Origin of the sequence: Alcanivorax quisquiliarum (assembly GCF_023051175.1) — a bacterium.
GTDB classification, from domain to species: domain Bacteria; phylum Pseudomonadota; class Gammaproteobacteria; order Pseudomonadales; family Alcanivoracaceae; genus Isoalcanivorax; species Isoalcanivorax quisquiliarum.
This window is the reverse complement of the sequence record NZ_JALKII010000006.1, coordinates 42,144-59,850: the sequence shown is the minus strand read 5'-3', so window position 1 is coordinate 59,850 and position 17,707 is coordinate 42,144. Positions and strand designations below refer to the sequence as shown.

General features: G+C 61.9%; 13 protein-coding genes. 4 read left to right on the top strand and 9 right to left on the bottom strand.

Annotation, left to right across the window (positions count from 1 at the left end; genetic code table 11):
• Positions 1-279: 279 nt before the first annotated feature.
• From MU846_RS09850 to MU846_RS09835, 4 genes are all read right to left on the bottom strand, one after another.
• Positions 280-2,469: a sensor histidine kinase gene (locus MU846_RS09850; protein WP_246952208.1), complete on the bottom strand. Its 2,190-nt coding sequence runs from the start codon at positions 2,467-2,469 to the stop codon at positions 280-282.
• Entirely contained in the window at positions 2,453-3,112 is a 660-nt protein-coding gene (locus tag MU846_RS09845) for a response regulator (protein WP_246952206.1), read from the bottom strand. Before MU846_RS09845 ends, MU846_RS09850 begins: the two co-directional genes overlap by 17 nt.
• Positions 3,113-3,313: 201 nt before the next feature.
• A complete protein-coding gene (locus MU846_RS09840; RefSeq protein ID WP_246952204.1) occupies positions 3,314-3,628 on the bottom strand; it encodes a TRL domain-containing protein in 315 nt (104 codons plus the stop codon).
• A gap of 203 nt (positions 3,629-3,831) precedes the next feature.
• Positions 3,832-4,716 (bottom strand): LysR family transcriptional regulator, encoded by an 885-nt coding sequence (locus tag MU846_RS09835; RefSeq protein ID WP_246952202.1) that lies wholly within the window; start codon positions 4,714-4,716, stop codon positions 3,832-3,834.
• Positions 4,717-4,841: 125 nt separating this feature from the next.
• On the opposite strand from MU846_RS09835, the gene MU846_RS09830 reads away from it, so the two are divergent.
• On the top strand, positions 4,842-5,666 hold the full coding sequence (locus MU846_RS09830; RefSeq protein ID WP_246952201.1) for a DODA-type extradiol aromatic ring-opening family dioxygenase: 825 nt from the start codon (positions 4,842-4,844) through the stop codon (positions 5,664-5,666).
• A 158-nt stretch (positions 5,667-5,824) separates the two neighbouring features.
• Here MU846_RS09830 and ku (MU846_RS09825) read toward each other — a convergent pair whose 3' ends face one another.
• From ku (MU846_RS09825) to ligD, 4 genes are read right to left on the bottom strand one after another with little or no spacing between them, the layout of a single operon-like run.
• Entirely contained in the window at positions 5,825-6,901 is a 1,077-nt protein-coding gene (gene ku, locus MU846_RS09825) for a non-homologous end joining protein Ku (RefSeq protein WP_246952198.1), read from the bottom strand.
• Positions 6,894-7,676, bottom strand: coding sequence for a non-homologous end joining protein Ku (gene ku, locus MU846_RS09820; protein ID WP_246952196.1), 783 nt, complete (start codon positions 7,674-7,676; stop codon positions 6,894-6,896). The genes ku (MU846_RS09825) and ku (MU846_RS09820) overlap by 8 nt, the downstream gene beginning before the upstream one ends.
• A complete protein-coding gene (locus MU846_RS09815) occupies positions 7,673-7,864 on the bottom strand; it encodes a hypothetical protein (protein WP_246952194.1) in 192 nt (63 codons plus the stop codon). The genes ku (MU846_RS09820) and MU846_RS09815 overlap by 4 nt, the downstream gene beginning before the upstream one ends.
• Entirely contained in the window at positions 7,861-10,401 is a 2,541-nt protein-coding gene (gene ligD, locus MU846_RS09810; RefSeq protein WP_246952192.1) for a DNA ligase D, read from the bottom strand. The genes MU846_RS09815 and ligD overlap by 4 nt, the downstream gene beginning before the upstream one ends.
• 233 nt (positions 10,402-10,634) lie before the next feature.
• Between ligD and MU846_RS09805 the strand changes: the two genes are divergently transcribed.
• The 3 genes from MU846_RS09805 to MU846_RS09795 all read left to right on the top strand — a co-directional run bounded on the left by MU846_RS09805 (position 10,635) and on the right by MU846_RS09795 (position 15,856).
• Positions 10,635-12,896 (top strand): carboxypeptidase-like regulatory domain-containing protein, encoded by a 2,262-nt coding sequence (locus MU846_RS09805; protein ID WP_246952189.1) that lies wholly within the window; start codon positions 10,635-10,637, stop codon positions 12,894-12,896.
• A gap of 195 nt (positions 12,897-13,091) precedes the next feature.
• Positions 13,092-14,156 carry a hypothetical protein gene (locus MU846_RS09800; protein WP_246952187.1) on the top strand — a complete coding sequence of 355 codons (1,065 nt, stop codon included), beginning with the start codon at positions 13,092-13,094 and terminating at the stop codon, positions 14,154-14,156.
• A gap of 107 nt (positions 14,157-14,263) precedes the next feature.
• On the top strand, positions 14,264-15,856 hold the full coding sequence (locus tag MU846_RS09795; RefSeq protein ID WP_246952185.1) for an ABC-F family ATPase: 1,593 nt from the start codon (positions 14,264-14,266) through the stop codon (positions 15,854-15,856).
• A 41-nt stretch (positions 15,857-15,897) separates the two neighbouring features.
• On the opposite strand, the gene oadA is transcribed toward MU846_RS09795, so the two are convergent.
• On the bottom strand, positions 15,898-17,706 hold the full coding sequence (gene oadA, locus MU846_RS09790) for a sodium-extruding oxaloacetate decarboxylase subunit alpha (protein WP_246952183.1): 1,809 nt from the start codon (positions 17,704-17,706) through the stop codon (positions 15,898-15,900).
• Between the last annotated feature and the right edge of the window lies 1 nt (position 17,707).

Sequence of the window (17,707 nt, the reverse complement as noted above, 5' to 3'; positions counted from 1 at the left end):
GTGCTCGCGTGGCTCGCGCCGGGCGAGCGCTCACCAAGGCGGGCGTCACGGGGGGCGGTCACGAACGAGGTAAGATTCGAGCCACGCGCAGGGAGGGCGCATGGGCTGCTGCATAGGCACGATAGAGAAGGTCGGTGGGTTCACCTATCCCCCAAACGGAGCGCTTCATTGATGACCTTGCAGCTTGCTCGGTTGTGAGAGAATTTCGTGATTTCCCTGTAAAGAAATGTGTCATTTTTGTGGTGCTGTACAAACTGTATTTGTGCGCGCGTTCAGTTTTTACAGGGGCAGGCTGGCCTCAAGCATAAAGCGCGCCGGTGGGCCGGGGTGGATGGTAGTGCGCAGCTCGCCTGAAAGCTCGGCCATGCGGGTTTTCATATTGCTCATGCCGCGCCCCGGCAGGCGGTCTTGTTCATCGAACACTGGTTCGGTGCGCAACGGGTTGGATAGAATGATTTCCAATCGCTCCTCAGTGAGGGTTACCTGCAATCGGATGCCGGTGCCGCAGCCATGTTTCAGGGCATTGGAAACGGCTTCATCGAGCACTCGGCGCAGGTTGACGTACTGGCGCGGTGTCAGTGTGTAATCGGCCAGCTGCTCCGCTGGCGGTAGCACAATATCCGGCAGGCTGGTCAGTGGTGCCAGGCGCTCGTGCAAGTCTGCGCACCAGTCCTCCAGCATATCGTGCAAGGCGTGGCGCCGTGTGTGGTCGAGCACGTAAATGGTTTCGCGCAAGGCTGCCAGCGCTTTGCGGGAAAGCCGCTGATACTGTTCGTCCGGTGCGGTAAGGATCAATGAAAGCAGCCGTGCGCCGACTTCGTCGTGCAGATCGCGCATGATGCGTTGGCGTTCCTGGCGGGCGCCGTGCTCGCGTGCTTCGCGCACCTGATTGATGCGCGTGGCGGTGGCGGTCAGTGCGCGGGCGATAGCTTCGTCGCGCCGATTGAAGAGCCGCCGGCCGCCGTGGCTGTAGCGCAGGCTCAAGCCTTGCAACGGGTTTTCCAGATCCGGCACCAGCAACCGCGCTCCGTTTTGCGCGATGCGGGCTTCCGGCAGTGCTTGTTGCACCGGCTCAAGGCTCAGTGGTCGGAATGCCTGTTGCAGCAGTTGCTCCCACAAGGGGCGCACCTGATCGGCTTCGCAGTCGTACAGCGCCGCAACGAATGCGGGCATGTATTGCTCCATGGATGCGGCAGGCGCGGCAGACATCCGGCGTAGCACCCACTGCCGTGCCGGAAAGTAGCCCCAGCCGACCAGCACCACCGATAGCCCGAGCGCTTGCGCCGGGCGCAGCCCGAACCAGGTGATCACGGCGACATCCACCAGCAGCACGCTCAGCCCGCCGAGAAACCACATCCAGGCAATAAACCACCAGCGCTCCAGGTCGAACAGTCGGTAGCGCAGGATGCCAAGTGCAAAGCCGAGATACAGGGTGACCACCACGCCCACCATGGCCGAGGGTGAGGCCACTGGCGGGATATCCAGCATCACCGGCAGAAAATACACCACCATGCCCATGCTCAATGTCAGCAGGGTTGATAACAGTACCCAGCGCAGCGCACCGCGTTCCTCCGGCATGCACCGGGAGCGCTGCCACTGTAGCCATGCCGCGCGGGTGCCCAGCACATAATAAAAAAGCAACGGCAGGTAGAAGGTGTGGAAGGGTAGCTGTAGCCATTCCAGATTTTCGTTCACCAGCAGGGCGGCCACGCCGCTGCAAGCGACCACGGCCCAGCGGCGGAAGTGGGGCAGCGGGCGCGGGTAGAGCACCAGCAATAATAATAGCGACAACAGCAGGCCGTGCAGTGCCAGGTGATTGCCGCGCATGAGCAGATCAAACAGCGTCGCCGGCAAGGCCAGCTCACGGGCTTCCCACAGGCTGTGCTGCCAGGTGGCGATGAACATACCGACGCCGGAAAGGGCGAGCAGCCGGGGCGGCCATTGGCGCGGCAAAAATACCCAGACGGATACGCCGATCATGCAGGCCAGCGTGCCGTAGAGGTGCAGCAGCCAGAAGCCGACGGGCAGCGATGCCAGTGTTCGGTCGCGGGCGGGGGCCACGGTGTAGTGGCTGCCATCGGCACGCACCAGAGTGATTTCCGGGCTGCGCAGGGCGTTTGCCACGGCGCCCTCGCGTTGCAGGAAGGCGTGGTAGCCGGCGAGCGTGGGTGCCGCGTGGGGCTGCGAGGAAAGCGGATAGCCGCGCAGATCCAGATGGCGCCCCTCGGCGATCAGCGTGGAGACGATATCGCCCACCTGCGCATGGGCGGCGGCCGGCCCGCCGGCGGCAACGCGTTCGACACGCAGCCCCTCGCTGTGGCCATCGCTGAAGGTCAGCCCCAGCCAGGGTGGCTGGAGCGCAAACACGATCGCCAGCATCGTTGCCAGGGCCAGTGTCAGCAGAACAAACAGCAGGCTCTGTAAAGGCGCCAACGCGAAGCGTGGGGAGTGATTAATGTGGTTCGCCATCAACTACACCGAGGCGCACTGCATACAAGGTCGCTTCTGCGCGCCCGGAGACATCCAACTTGCGATAGATATTTTTCACGTGGCCGGCGACGGTATTGGGTGTGATGCCGAGTGCTTGCGCGATATCACCTCGGGTAAAGCCGCGCGCCAGAAAATGCAGCACCTCGGTTTCCCGTTCGCTCAACGCTTGCGGCAGTTCGCTTTTCGGTAAGGCGGGCGGCGGCGTGGCGCGAAAATGGCGCAACATGCGCCGGGCAATGCTGGGCGAGAGTGGCGGCTCGCCACGGATGATCCCCTGAAGGTGGGCAATCAGCCGCTCCCGTGGCTGATCCTTGAGCACATAGCCCTGCGCGCCGGCTTGCAGCGCTGCAAACAGATGTTCGTCGTCATCGAAAATCGACGCCATCACCACATAAGTGTTGGCATTGCTTTCACGCAGCCGCCGGACGAGATCAATGCCGGAGCCATCAGGCAGGCTGATGTCCAGCAGTGCCAGGCAAAAATGCTGGTGCTCTACGCAGGCCACGGCGTCGGCCAGCGTGGTGTGCACAACGATGTTGATGCCGGGAAAAGCTTCGGCAACAAGCTCGGTCAGCCACGCACGGCTTTCCGCGTGGTCTTCCAGTATCAATGCTGTATTCATGCTATCCCTGCCAGACGGCGCGCCTGATTACCGCGCCTCTGCCCCGTTCAAGAGTCTTTTTTTAACCGGCTGTGCGCAGCAGCATCCTGTGCAGCGCCCGGCGCAGTGGAAAGGATACCACGGGCAGCGTCTTGGCTGATGGCGGTTGGTCACAGATTGAAGCCGGACTGATTGATGAGAGGGGCGCTGGTGGTAGGCAGGTTACTCGCCGCAGACCTCGACAGACGTCACGCCAACCAGCCCAAGGAGGCCTGTATGGGCGATGTCCACGGAGTCTACGCGGCGAATGCCGGCTTCTGCTTTGGCCGAGGCGACACTGGCATCGCCAAATGCCACCAGGCCGAGCAAGTTAGTGCTGGAACCGGTGCCTTTCTTTGCACAGCTGGTGCTTTGGTTGGGCGTATCCAGCGGCATTTTCTGCTGGGAAAACAGCAGCCCGCTCTGGAAAGGATGTACGGCACAACCGGAAAGGGTTACTGCGCAAGCCATCAATACAATGATTCCGACGTTTCTCATTATTTTCTCCATTGGAAGAGTAAGCCCCATGCTTCCGTGAGGCGGCCGCATGATAAGGCGCTTTGTCGCGCATTTGCCATCGCAGGCGGCTGGATGGTGGCGGTTGGGCAAGTGGGAGCAAGCAGAAGGGCCCGGATACAGTGCTCCGGATGCAGTGGGGCTGTCGGCGCCGGTGGCTCAGCCGGCAATTGCACGCTCGGCGGTTAATGCCGGTGCTCGCTGTCGAATGCCTCGATCAGGTAATCCACCATGGCGCGCACCTTTGCCGGCGGGCGCCGATCTGGCGGGTACAGCACATGAATGCCACCGAGCTCCATCGGTGGCTTGTCCAGTTCCAGCGCCACCAGTTGCCCCGTCGCCAGCGCGTCATCAACGATAAATGCAGGCTGATAAATGATGCCTTGCCCGGCAATGGCGGCGGCAAGCAGGGCATCACCGTTGTTGGCAGCCAGATTGCCGCTGGCAGGCACGCGGAATTCACCCTTGAGGCCGAACGCCCACTGGCCTGTGTTCTGGAGTGCGCTTTGGGTATAGCTCAGGCAGTTGTGCTGGGCCAGATCGGCAATCTGGCGAGGGATACCGCGCTGCCTCAGATACGCGGGCGCGGCGCATACGCGCATCGGGCTCTCGCCCAGACGCCGGGCTTGCAGGGCGCTGTCGGCAAGGTGGCCGATGCGAAGGGCCAGATCCCAGCGACCATCGATCAGATCCTGCTGCGCATCGCTCAAGCCCATTTCCACACGCACCTCCGGGTGGCGTTCGCAAAATACCGGAATCAGCGGGGCGATAAAGCGGCTGCCGAATGACAGCGGCACTGTCATGCGCAACAGGCCGGTGGCCTTGATGCGTTGCGAGGTGGCGGCTGCTTCGGCGTCGTCGATATCGGCAAGGATGCGCTGGCAGGCTTCCAGGTAGTCGCCGCCGGCGTCAGTCAGCCCCAAGCGGCGCGTGCTGCGGTGAAAAAGCTTTACGCCCAGCCGCGCCTCCAGTGCGTTGACATGCTTGGTGGCCATGGCGGGCGACATGCCGAGGCGCCGGCCAGCGGCGGAAAGGCTGCCGGCCCTCGCAGCTTCAACGAATACCCGCATGCTTGTTACCCTATCCATGCTCATCTCGCACTAAGGGTGTTAAGTGTTGGTCCATTGTGCCCGGTTCTCACACTGAGGGCACGGGCGCATACTGGTATTCATCACTTATTCAGGGAGCACCCACCATGCAAACGGATACCCAGGCCGCCGTGCCGATGCCCACGCTCTTCATTCCGCACGGCGCCGGCCCCTGTTTCTTCATGGACTGGAACCCGGCCGATGCCTGGGATGGCATGGCTGCATTCCTGCGCGGGTTGGCGGCCACGCTGCCGCGTCAGCCGAAGGCGATCGTGATGGTGTCTGCGCATTGGCGCGAGGTAGAGGGGTTCCGAGTCACAGGCCAGGCACGGCCGTCGTTGTTTTATGACTATTACGGCTTTCCGCCGCACACCTATGAGCTGAAATACCCTGCACCGGGGCAACCTGAGCTGGCGCAACAGGTGGCGGAGCTGATCGCACAGCGTGGGTTGGCCGTGAGCGTTGATGGCCAACGGGATTTTGATCACGGCATGTTCATCCCGCTGAAGCTGATCTACCCCGATGCAGAAGTACCTGTGATTCAGTTGTCGTTGCGCAGCGATCTGGATACGGCAGCGCATCTGGAGGTTGGCCGTGCCCTGGCATCCCTGCGTGAGCAGGATGTGCTGATCATTGGCAGCGGCATGAGTTTTCACAACATGCGTGCCTACGGCGACAAGCGCTACACGCCGATTTCGCAGGAGTTTGACCGCTGGCTCACGGCGGCGGTCGAGGCGCCGCCCGCAGAGCGCGAGCAATTGCTGCGGCAGTGGGAAAGCGCACCGCAGGCGCAGCAGTGCCACCCGCCGGGCGATGAAGAACACTTCACCCCGCTGCTGGTCGCGGCGGGTGCCGGCCACGACGCGCCGGGCAAGAAAATCTATTCCGAGGTGGTGATGGAAACGCAATTGTCGGCCTACCAGTTTGGCTGATTGAACCGGAGAGCGCAGGCGAGCACAGGAGGGCACATATGATTTCTACCCTCCTTCAATTGCCCACAACGAGAAAGGGAAAAAAATAGTTCATCGTCACTTTCAGCGAGAGCACTTTCGATGGACTATAGCTTTATTTGATCGCACTTTTTGGGGTGTCAGTGTCCGGCGTTGTGCAAGGCCGCGATCAATTCTGCACGGTTCATTTTGCTGCGCCCTGCAAGATTGCGCTCCTGCGCCAGCGCATAAAGGTGCGCACGTGTGGCGTTGGCGTAGTTTTCTCTGGCGGGTGCAGTGCTGGCGGGTGCGGAATCGGGTTCGGTCACCGCGAGGCTCTGCTTCAGAATGGCCATCAGATCAGGCGGGGCTTCGCCGGGCTCTTCTTCGTCGGACGGGTCGTCCGGGGCGGTTTGAAGGACGTCGCGATTTTTTTTGAGTTTCTCGCGCGCCAGCGATTCGATGGCGGTAATGTTCGGGTTATGCAAAGGGGCGTCGTCGGGCGCTTCGGCGCGCAGGGTCTTGATGGCGCCTTGCAAGCGCTGGATATCCTTGGCGCGAGGTTTTTCCGGCGACGGCAGGCCGATATCGCCGGGGTTGCGCAGGGTGTCGGCGAAGCGCAGGGTTTCCGCTCGCAGGATGCCGCCTTCGGCAACGATGGCGATGACGTACTCGTGGCCGCGCATCACGAAAGTGGCGATGCCGGCGCGGTCAGCTTCTTCCATGGCGCGGGCCAGCAGGCGGTAGGCTTTGATGGCGCCTTCTTCCGGTGTCAGGAAATAACCGCGTAAAAAATAGGCCGGGTCGAGTTCATCGCGCTCGACAAATTGCCGCAGGTCGATTTCGCGGGATTTCTTTGGTGCGAGCGCCTCCAGCTCTTCATCTTCGACGGTGATGTATTTGCCGTCTTCGGTTTCGTAGCCGCGTATCAGATCGTCTCGTTCCAGCAGTTTTCCATCGCGGCTGCATCGGTAGCGGCGCCGCAGGCGCTGGCCTGCTTCGTCGACCATACGCAATGAAACGGCGCTGCCGCGGTGGGCGGGGTAAAGGCCCACCGGCAGGCTGACCAGGCCGAAGGACAAGGTGCCCGACCAGAACGGACGTGGCCGCTGTGGTGTGCCCGTATCATTATTGTCGTTGGCGGCTTGTTGTCGGGCGGCCCGCGTTTTCGGCGCGCTCTTGTCACGAGCCTTTCTGGTTTTGCGAGCCTTGCTAGAGGCTGCCTTGCGTTTAGCCATGGCGACGTGCTCCTTCGAGGCTGGCTTGCAGGGCCTGCGCCAGATCGGTTTCGCTGCGGCGCCGTTGTGCAGGCATTGATTTGCGTGCGCGGCCACCGCCGGCTTTGCGGCGCAGCATGGCGAGCACGCTTTCCCGGTAGTCATCCTGATACTGAGCGGGATCAAAGGGCGCGGCGAGCATGTCCATCAGTTGTGCTGCCATTTTCAATTCGCGGGCATCCAGTGCGCGGCCAATGGGTGGTGTGAGTGCGTCCTGGCTGATGATTTCCTCGCTGTAGCGCAGTGTGACCAGCATCGGGACGCTCTGGTGAAGACGCAGTGCGCCGAGATAGTGTTTGTCGCGCATCACCCAGCTCACCAGCCCTTCGCGGCCCGAGCGGGCCAGGGCGGCGGCGAGTGCTCGCCAGGCGGCATCGCCGCCATCATCCGGGCCAAGGTAATAAGGGCGGTCGTAACGCCGATGATCCAGCGCGCCGGCGGGCAGAAAGCATTGCACGGTGAGGTCGCGGCTTTTTTGCGGCTTGAGGTTGTCGAGTTCGTCTTTCCTGAGTAGCACCATATCGCCTTCGTCGTTGGCCCAGGCGCGCTGGGCCTCTTTATAGGCGACGATTTTGCCGCTCTCGGGATTCACAAGAATTTGCTCGACCGGTGCTTTGTCGCGGCGGTGCAGCAGGCGAAAGCGCACGGTGCGATCGGTCACGGCGGAGTAGAGCTTTACCGGCACCTTTTCGTCAGCGAGGCGTAGCACGCCTTTGAAAATGGCGCGGGCGCTCATGTGGCCTCCTGTTCCCGGCACTGTTCGCACAGCAGCACTTCGGTGATGCGTTGGTAGCGGATGCAGGCGGGGCACAGCGGCGCGTCGCAGGCGCTACAGTAATAGCCGGTTTCGATCTGGTAATAACTCTCGCAGCCCTCGCATTGGCCGGGGCCGCTTTCCTGCCACCAGGGTTGCGGCCGGTTCATGAGGGTGTCGCGCCCACGGCGCGCAGCAGGGTGGCGGTGAGCGGCTGGCGCGCCTTGTCGAAACCCGCCCAGGGTTCCTGTTTCAGCGCGGCCAGGCGGCGGCGCAGGTTATCGACGGTGTAGCGATCCGGCGCCATGGCAACGGTCAGCTCGTCCCAGCGGATGGGCACGGCAACAGGGGCGCCGGGGCGCGCACGCACAGTATAAGAAGCGACAGCGGTAGCGCCGCGCCCGTTGCGCAGGTAATCCAGAAAGATGCGCCCACGGCGTTTTGCTTTCAGCAGATTGGTAGTGAGCTGCGTGGGCTGGTCATCGGCCATGCGCTGGCACAGCGCACGCGCAAAGGCTTTGCTGTCATCCCAGCCTGCCCGTGGTACCAATGGCACCACGATGTGCAGCCCCTTGCCGCCCGTGGTGCGTACGAACGGTGTGAGCTCGAGATCGGTGAGCCGTTCGGCCATCTGGTGGGCCACGGCAACGGTGCGGCGCCAGCTGATGCCTTCGTCCGGATCAAGGTCGAACACCAGCTGATCGGGATGCTCCAGATCATCTACCCGGCTGCCCCATGGATGCAGCTCCATCACGCCGGCTTGCACCAGAGCAATCAGATCAGCCAGCTCTTGCACATACACATAATCGCCCGCGCTGGTTTTGCCTTTGATATGAATACGCGGCACGCGCTCGGCCAGCATCTGGCGCGGATGTTTCTGAAAAAAACATTCCGTGGCCAGGCCCTCCGGGCAGCGCAACAGGGAAAGCGGGCGCCCGATCAGGCCCGGTAGCACGACGGCGGCGATGCTTTGATAAAACTGTGCCAGCGCCAGCTTGGTCATGCCCTGCTGCGGGTACAGTACTCGGTCGGGGTGTGTCAGACGTACGCCTTCCACTTCGGCGTTTTCTGTTTTGCGCCGGGCGGGGGCGCTTCGGCGGCCGGCCGTGGCAGGCGTTGCGGTGCTGCGTTCGGGATGAGTCATCATGATCCCTCCGGCGTTACGATCTTCGCGCACGCCACGGAAGCTGGGGTGGCGTAGCACGCCGTCGCGGGTGCGTTCGGCATAGGCCACTTCTACCACCAGGGCCGGTGTGACCCAGGTGGCGCCTTTGCTGTCGGGAGGAGTGGCCAGAAAGGGGCTTTTCGGAATCTGGAACTTGCTCAGCCGGGTATGCAGTGACTTCAGTTGCTTGCGGCTGAAGCCGGTGCCCACGCGGCCGGCATACACAAACTGCCCCTGGGCGTTCCAGGCGCCGAGAAGCAGGGCGCCGAAGGCGTCGCGCTGGCCGTTGGGCGGCGTAAAGCCGCCGACCACAAATTCATCATGACGTGCACATTTCAGTTTCAGCCAGGAGCGGGTGCGACGCTGTTGATAAGTGCTGTCGGCACGTTTCGCGATCAGGCCCTCAAGCCCCAGTTCGCACAGCCGATCCAGTAGCGGGGCGCCGTCGCCGTGCAGATGATCGGTGTAGCGGACGCGGCCGCCCGGCATGTCACCCAGCGCGCTCATGACATCGGCCAGCGCCTGTTTGCGGGCCAGGTTGGTGCAGTGGGTCAGTGATGTGCCGTTCAGGTAAAGCAGATCGAAGGCGTGATAGATCAGCGCATCGGTGCGCTGTTCGGCCAGTGCCTGCTGAAGCTTGGCGAAGCTGGTCACGCCGTCGGCCTGGAGGGCGACGATCTCGCCATCCAGAATGGCGCTCTGCACTGGCCAGGCCGCAAGCTGCCGCGCCAGAGCGGGGAAGCGGTCGCGCCAGTCCTGGCCGTTGCGGGTCATCAGTTGCACGCGGCCCTGCTCCAGATGCACGAGGATGCGATAGCCGTCCAGCTTGATCTCGTGCAGCCAGTCACCATCGGGCAGGTTATCGGCAAGGGTGGCCAGTTGCGGTGTCAGCGTGCCAGGCCAGGCCGCTCGGCGAGCGCCGGGCAGTTTGGCGACGTCCGGCATGGGCTGCGGCCCGGCCCATTCCCTGTCGTGGTCAGCGGCGATCTCGGCCATGGTACGGCCGCTGGCGATGCTGCGGTCATCGGGCTCGGGCAGCGGGCCGTCGTCATCGCTGCGTTTGATGAACAGCCACTGGTTTTGCTTGCGTTTGCCTTTGTCGCGCATGCGCGTGAGCGTCCAGCGGCCGCGTAGTTTGTTGCCGTGCAGTGCCAGGTCGATGCGGCTCTCGCTCTGCTGATGGCAGATCCAGTGCCCGGCGTCCCACAACATGACAGTACCGCCGCCGTACTCGCCGGCGGGGATCACGCCCTCGAAATCACCGTACTCCAGCGGATGATCTTCCACTTCCACCGCCAGTCGTTTTTCCCCCGGTGCCATGCTGGGGCCGCGTGGTAATGCCCAGCTGCGTAACACACCATTTTGTTCCAGGCGCAGGTCGAAATGATCGTTGCGTGCTGCATGATGATGCATCACATAACGGCCAGACTGTGCGTCGTCAGGTGCGGCGCTCGCGTTCGCGCCCTGGGGTTCGGTAGTCACGCGGAAGTCCCGCTTCTGGCGGTAGCGCTCGAGCCTGGTTTCAGCGTTGCTTCTGCTCATGCCTGCCATGCTTGTCGGCAACTTGTCGCGGGGCAATGGGCCGGCCGTGTGGCAATGTAAAAGCTGGCGGATGTTGTGATTCGATGCACGGAGCACCACAGCCAGAGCGCCAGGCTGGAGGGTGCAAAACGCTCGTTGAACACCCCATTTTGGGGGTGGCGCGCCGGTGGTAGTGCTGCGGATGATGGCTCCCTTCTCGGTTGTGAGGCGTTAGCTCGAAGGGAGTCATGGGAATGAAGACAAGAACATGGTTGATTGCCGCTGGGGTGATACTGGCTGCGGTGCTATCCGGCTGTGGTGGCGGTGGCAGCAGCAGCCGGTCTGGTCCGGCGGTGACGGATGTCCAGGGCGCCGCAGTGAAGGGCATTCTCAAATTTGCCGATGTTACCGCTTACGCTCTTGTTGATGGCGCTGTGGAAGCGAGCCCGTTGGCGAGCACATCCACGGATGCCAGCGGGCGCTATCGGCTGAAGGCCACCCATCGCGGCCCTGCCCTGATTCGCATCAGCGGCAATAGTGATGCGCGCATGGTCTGCGATCTGCCTGACGGTTGCGACGATGGTGCTGGCGGCACGGCGGATTTTGGCGAAGAAGTTCCTTTCGGCAGCGATATGGCCTTGGAAGCTGTCACTGTGCTGGAAGGGCGCGGCACCTCGGTGAATGTGACGCCGCTGACCCACCTGGCGGCAGCGAAAGCGCGCGCCGCAGGGCTGAGCGAGGCAGCTGTGTTGCTGGCCAACAGCCACGTAGCCAACCTGTTTGACCTCAGTGATGATCTGGTGGCCTTGCCGGTGATCGATATCACGGACAGCGGCGCGCTTGAACGTGCCACCGCCACTGCACAGCGAGCCGCCCTGCTGGCGGCCGCGCTTTACGGTGCCGCAGTAGAGGAAGGGCAGACGCTGGATGAGCTTGCCATGGCGTTCCTGAATGACGCGGGGCAGTTCCGCGGTGAGAGTGCGCTGCCGGGTGTGGACCTGGCCTCGATCTACCGCATCGCTCAGGACGCCCGGTATGCGTCCGGTGCCGATCTGCCGGCTATTGCGACGGGTTTTGATACGGCCCTGGCCGCGGCCGAGCAGCTGGGTGACAGTTTTACTACTGCTGCGCCCTCCGATTCGGCGACGCTTGCCGCGCTCGACAAGGCAAAGGCGCTGGTGGCGCAGGTGCGGACTATTGGCACGTCTTTCATCTCCGAACAGGGTGTGCAGCAGTTCATCGACGAGCTGGATGCCGCTGCAACGCTTGTCTCGGATGATGTGGAGCGGTTGGCGGAGGCGCTCGGGTACGCCATGGAGGCCATCATGCTTGTCTACGGCGAGCTTCAGGCTGGCGCAGGGGAAGAGGGCCAGATCGAGAGCCCGGTGGTGATCCCGATGGGTGCGGTCGAGGTCGAGCTGACCATCGACGGCGACGTTGTGACGGTGACGCGCATCAGCGGCCTCGGCGATGACTTGACGATTGCCCTGACGACCACCTTGAAGAGCGAGTTTGGTTGTGACTGCGACGCGCTCGATGTGGAGGATGGGTACGCTTCGTCGGATCAGGGCAGTCTGGAGCTGGGGCTGCAGGGCAGCCTGGGTGTGCCGGCGCTGACGTTGAACATTGCCGAGGGCAGCGCCTCGTTCGCCGCTCGCGTCGATGTGGCCGGCAACTGGCACGAGGAAGATCTGCCGAACGGCGATTATTCCTTCGAGGATTTTTACGAGCAGAGTATTCAGGGTGCCGTGGACTTCGTGCTGCACGCTCGCCTTGCCCAGACCGATGAGACGACGGGGGTTGAGCTACCCTTCGGGGCGGCTCTTGAGGGGCGTCTCGAACTGTCACTGACAGGTTTCCAGGCGGAGAGCCGCAATCACTACGAGGAGCTTTGTGGCGATGAGGGATGCGAGGAAACAGAGCTGGACGAGGAGCTGCTCACCTTTGGCCTGGCTCGCGTGGCGTTTCTCGGGGCAGTTGATTCCGGCAGCAACGAGGTCGCGCTGAACTTTGCTTTCGAGGCAGATGGGAAAGGCCTGACGCAACGGGAATGGCGGAAATATCAGGAGCGCTGGTGCTATTCCGGCCCTTGTGATTACGAGTACCACGATAGTGGCTGGCAAGACGAGCCGTTGGAAGAAACCGCGAGTCGATTTGTCGAGGGCAGTTTCTCGCTGGTGTTGCAGATCAATCTGGACGGCATTGCCGAAGCAAGCCGGATTGAGCTGGCCGGGAGCCGGCAGGCACTGACCACAGGTGATGTGGCCCTGAAGATCAGCTACCCGGGCAAACAGCTGCTGATCAATGCTCCGTTGGAAGCTGCGGAGCAAGGTGGGATATCGCCGCCGGTCGTGACCGTCACCAATCAGGATGGCGTGATAGCAACTTTGTGGGTGGATGAGCGGGGCGAGACGCGTGGAGATATTCGGGTCGCGGGTGTGGTCTATGCCACGATCACCGAGCCGAACGTCATCAAGATCACCTACGCGGATGGCACGTTCGAAAGCCTGCAATAACGGGGCTGCCGGGAGCCCAGTCCGACACACGGTGGCTGGCGCAAAATGTCTGCCGCAACGCCTGGCCCGAAGTCAGGCCCAAGGCCAGACATGAGTGCCTTGTATGGCGCGCTGGTGGGAAGGGCTAAAGGTGCCTCGGACAATGGCGGCTTCGGCCGCCATTGTCATTCTTGAGAAACGTTGGGCGGTGACACAATGATCCCGAGTTGCACGCGCACGCTGCTGGTGTTGATTCTGCTGCTGGCAGGCTCGCCTGTGCACGCCGGGCCGGTGCCCTATGGGCTGCTGCATGTTGAAACGCACAGTGATGCGTTTCCTGTCCGTGATCTGATACGTGGTATCGGCCGGCAGTTCCGCCCCGGTGAGCAGCATGTGGGCTTTGGCCGTGCAGAAAGTGGCGTGTCATTTGGTCGTGCGCACTTAGGCCTGCTATATCGCTATGAAGTGTTCGCGCACAGCTCGCGCGGCGCTAGCGAACTGATCTGGCGTAGTGAAACAGATCAGGATATCCCGGCCGGGAGATACTGGCCGCTACGGCTGGCGATCAATCAGGTTGCGATGCACGGTGTGACTGCCGGATATTTGTTCAGGCCCACTGCCAGCCTGACGCTCTCGGGCAACATGCAGTTGCTCAAGGCCACCGAAATGATAGATGGCCATGTGAATGGCGCTATCGCCACCGATGCAGCGGATTATCAAGGGCAGGCCAGGCTCCAATATTTCTATACGCGGGATGCGCTCTGGGAGCGGCCCACCAACCGTCGCTATGGCACAGGGCTGGCGCTGGATATGAAGTTGCGCTGGCGGCCCAATGCCAGACATGAGGTGTCGCTGGAGTTGCTCGATGCGCTCAATGGCATTTACTGGCGGCAAATGTATTACACCCGGGCGTGGCTGACCACGGATCGCATCAGCTACGACAGCGACGGCCAGCTCGATGTGCGTGCTGCAATGACTGGCTATGAAGGGAACAGCAGCCACTGGCAGCGGTTACCCGTCAAAGCCTATCTGCGCTGGCATGGCGGCCTGGCCGGCCGTCGGCTCGGTGCGGAAGTGTTGTGGGTGGATGACTACCGCGACGTCCGGCTGCGCTACTATGTAACGCGGTGGCCGGGCGCTTATGTGGCGGCCACTGCCGAAGGCGCAGTGGGGTTGGGGTACCAGCGAGGATCGCTGGCTCTGGCGCTGCAACTGGATGCTGCGCCAAAGCAGGCACGGACATTCACGCTAGGCATTGCCTGGCAGCCCCCTGGCCGGTGACATGCGCGTAGCGGGGCATGGCTGCACGGGGCGCAGAAGCAGCGAAGCTATGTCATAATGCCCGCCCATTCCGCGCTGCGGCCTTCCGCCTTATCCGGTACCTGACTTTGCTGACCACCGCCAATCTCACCATGCAATTCGGCCCCCGGCCGCTATTTGAAAATGTCTCGGTCAAGTTCGGCGATGGCAATCGCTACGGACTGATCGGCGCTAATGGATCCGGCAAATCTACCTTCATGAAAATTCTTGGCGGTGATCTGGTGCCGTCCTCCGGCAATGTGTCGAAAGCGCCGGACGAGCGCATCGGCAAGCTGCGCCAGGATCAGTTCGCCTACGAGCAGTACACCGTCATTGATACCGTGATCATGGGGCATGACGAGCTTTGGCAGGTGAAAGCGGAGCGTGATGAGATTTATGCCAAGGCCGAGATGAGCGAGGAAGATGGCATTCGCGCTGGCGAATTGGAGGGGGAGTTTGCCGAGCTGGATGGTTATACCGCGGAATCTCGTGCGGGCGATCTGCTGCTTGGGCTGGGTATTCCCGTGGAGCAGCATTTCGGCCTGATGAGCGAAGTGGCGCCGGGATGGAAGCTGCGCGTGCTGCTGGCGCAAGTGCTGTTCTCCGACCCGGATATCATGTTGCTGGATGAGCCCACCAACAACCTGGATATTCATACCATTCGCTGGCTGGAAGATATTCTGAACCAGCGCCAGTGCACCATGGTGATAATCTCCCACGATCGCCACTTTCTGAACAGCGTGTGCACCCATATGGCGGATCTGGATTATCGGGAATTGCGCGTTTACCCCGGCAATTATGATGAATACATGACGGCCGCAACGCAGGCGCGTGAGCGGGTGCTGGCGGACAACGCGAAAAAGAAAGCACAGATTGCCGATCTGCGAACCTTCGTGAGCCGCTTCTCGGCCAACGCTTCAAAATCGCGGCAGGCAACCTCGCGCGCCCGGCAGATCGACAAGATCAAGCTGGAAGAGATCAAGCCGTCGAGCCGACAGAGCCCTTACATTATTTTCGAACAAGACAAGAAACTGTTTCGTAATGCACTGGAAGTTACCGGCCTGACCATGGGCTACGATGGCAAGCCGCTTTTCAGTGGCCTTGATCTGACGGTGGAAGTGGGCGAGCGAATTGCGATCATCGGCGCCAACGGCATCGGCAAATCCACCCTGATGCGCTGCCTGATGGGCGAGATCACACCCACGGCCGGGACCGTGAAATGGTCGGAAAACAGCGCCATCGGATATTACGCCCAGGATCATGCGGCAGATTTCGAGCAGCGGCAGCCGTTGGTGGAATGGATGAGCCGCTGGGGCAAGCCCACCGATGACGAACAAGCGATTCGTGCCACGCTGGGGCGGCTGCTGTTTTCCCAGGATGATCTGGCGAAAACAGTGGATGTGCTTTCAGGAGGCGAGCAGGGGCGGATGCTGTTCGGACGTATCATGCTGCAACGGCCCAACATCATGCTGCTGGATGAGCCCACCAACCACCTGGACATGGAATCCATCGAATCGTTGAACCTGGCGCTGGAAAACTATGCCGGCACGCTGCTGTTTGTCAGCCATGATCGCGAATTCGTTTCTTCTCTGGCGACGCGGATCATTGAGCTGACGCCTACCGGCATCGTCGATTTCCGTGGCAACTATGATGATTACCTGCGCAGCCAGGGCGTAGCCTGAGCCATGCGCCTGCGGCCGGCGCAGGCGCAATGGTTGTCAACTCAGGCGGGTGTGATTTCCACCAGCATTTCGCCCGGCGTCACGCGATCTCCCTTGGCGACAAAGATGCCCGACACAGTACCGCTGATCGGCGCCTGTACTTCAGATTCCATTTTCATTGCTTCCGTCACCAGCAACGGCTGGCCGGCCTGCACCTGATCGCCCTCCTTGACCAGCACGGCGACGATGTTGCCCGGCATGTTGGTGGTGACATCGCCCTCGCGGGTGGCCTGCTTGCGGCCGCTTTTGCTTTCCGCCTGATATTCGTTCAGCGCTTCGAAAACCACTTCCTGCGGCATGCCGTCCAGCGTCAGGAAAATGCGGCGCTTACCGGCGCCTTTCAGGCCTACGCCGGTGACGGCCACCTGGTAGCTTTCACCGTGCACATCAATGACGAATTCGGTGGGCACGCTGGTGCTGGCTTCCGCACTTGAGGTGTCGGCGGGCAGCAGTGGCTCGGGCTTGAGGGTGCCAGCGGCGCGCTCTTCCAGAAAGCTGCGGCCGAGATCGGGGAACATGGCAAAGGTGAGCACGTCTTCTTCGCTCGCTGCCAGCTCGCCGATTTCATCACGCAGCTGGTCAAGCTCGGGCGCCAGCAGATCGGCGGGGCGAACGTCGATCACTTCTTCGTTGCCCACTGCCCGGCGGCGCAGCTCTTCGTTGACGGGCGCGGGCGGTGTGCCGTACTGCCCCAGCAGGTAGCGTTTCACTTCATTGGTGATGGTTTTGTAGCGTTCATCGGAAAGAATATTCATCACCGCCTGGGTGCCCACGATCTGCGACGTAGGCGTGACCAGCGGCAAATAGCCGAGATCGGCGCGCACGCGGGGAATTTCGGCAAACACGTCGGCGATGCGATCCAGCGCGCCTTGTTCCTTCAGTTGGTTGGCAAGGTTCGACATCATGCCGCCCGGCACCTGCGTGATCTGCACGCTGACATCTTCGCGGGTGAACTCACTCTCGAACTGATGATATTTCTTGCGCACTTCCCAGAGATAGTGCGCGATCGGTTGTAGCGCGGCGAGATCAATGCCGGTGTCGTAGGGGGTGTCTTTCAGTGCGGCAACCAGTGACTCGGTGGCCGGGTGGCTGGTGCCGCCGGCAAATGCCGAGATGGCGGTATCCACATGATCGGCGCCGGCTTCGATGGCTTTCATCTGGCACAGCGCCGCCAGGCCGGCGGTATTGTGCGAATGCAGGAACAGCGGCAAATCCACGGCGGCTTTCAGCGCGGTGACCAGCTCGCTGGTGGCATAGGGCGTCAGCAGCCCGGCCATATCCTTGATGGCAATGGAATCGCAGCCCATGGCCGCCATCTTTTTTGCCAGCTCGACAAAGGATGCCGTGCTGTGCACCGGGCTGGTGGTGTAGGAAATAGTGCCTTGCGCATGCTTGCCGCTGGCCTTCACGGCACGCACGGCGGTTTCCAGATTACGCACATCGTTCATGGCATCGAAGATGCGAAACACATCAATGCCATTGGCAGCGGCGCGCTCGACAAATGCTGTTACCACATCATCGGCGTAATGGCGGTAGCCCAGCAGGTTTTGCCCGCGCAGCAACATTTGCAGGCGCGTGTTGGGCAGCGCCTGGCGCAGCTTGCGCAACCGTTCCCATGGGTCTTCTTTCAGAAAACGCACGCAGGCATCAAAGGTGGCGCCGCCCCAGACTTCCAGTGACCAGAAGCCGATGGCATCCAGCTGGGCACAGATCGGCAGCATGTCTTCCGTGCGCAGGCGGGTGGCGATCAGCGATTGATGGCCGTCGCGCAGGGTGACATCAGTAATATAAATTTTTTTCGGCTGGCTCATA

Bases quoted from the DNA above. Each gene is read 5' to 3' on its own strand.
- MU846_RS09850 (WP_246952208.1), bottom strand. From the start codon at position 2,469: ATGGCGAACCACATTAATCACTCCCCACGCTTCGCGTTGGCGCCTTTA.
- MU846_RS09845 (WP_246952206.1), bottom strand. From the start codon at position 3,112: ATGAATACAGCATTGATACTGGAAGACCACGCGGAAAGCCGTGCGTGG.
- MU846_RS09840 (WP_246952204.1), bottom strand. From the start codon at position 3,628: ATGAGAAACGTCGGAATCATTGTATTGATGGCTTGCGCAGTAACCCTT.
- MU846_RS09835 (WP_246952202.1), bottom strand. From the start codon at position 4,716: ATGCGGGTATTCGTTGAAGCTGCGAGGGCCGGCAGCCTTTCCGCCGCT.
- MU846_RS09830 (WP_246952201.1), top strand. From the start codon at position 4,842: ATGCAAACGGATACCCAGGCCGCCGTGCCGATGCCCACGCTCTTCATT.
- ku (WP_246952198.1), bottom strand. From the start codon at position 6,901: ATGGCTAAACGCAAGGCAGCCTCTAGCAAGGCTCGCAAAACCAGAAAG.
- ku (WP_246952196.1), bottom strand. From the start codon at position 7,676: ATGAGCGCCCGCGCCATTTTCAAAGGCGTGCTACGCCTCGCTGACGAA.
- MU846_RS09815 (WP_246952194.1), bottom strand. From the start codon at position 7,864: ATGAACCGGCCGCAACCCTGGTGGCAGGAAAGCGGCCCCGGCCAATGC.
- ligD (WP_246952192.1), bottom strand. From the start codon at position 10,401: ATGAGCAGAAGCAACGCTGAAACCAGGCTCGAGCGCTACCGCCAGAAG.
- MU846_RS09805 (WP_246952189.1), top strand. From the start codon at position 10,635: ATGAAGACAAGAACATGGTTGATTGCCGCTGGGGTGATACTGGCTGCG.
- MU846_RS09800 (WP_246952187.1), top strand. From the start codon at position 13,092: ATGATCCCGAGTTGCACGCGCACGCTGCTGGTGTTGATTCTGCTGCTG.
- oadA (WP_246952183.1), bottom strand. From the start codon at position 17,706: ATGAGCCAGCCGAAAAAAATTTATATTACTGATGTCACCCTGCGCGAC.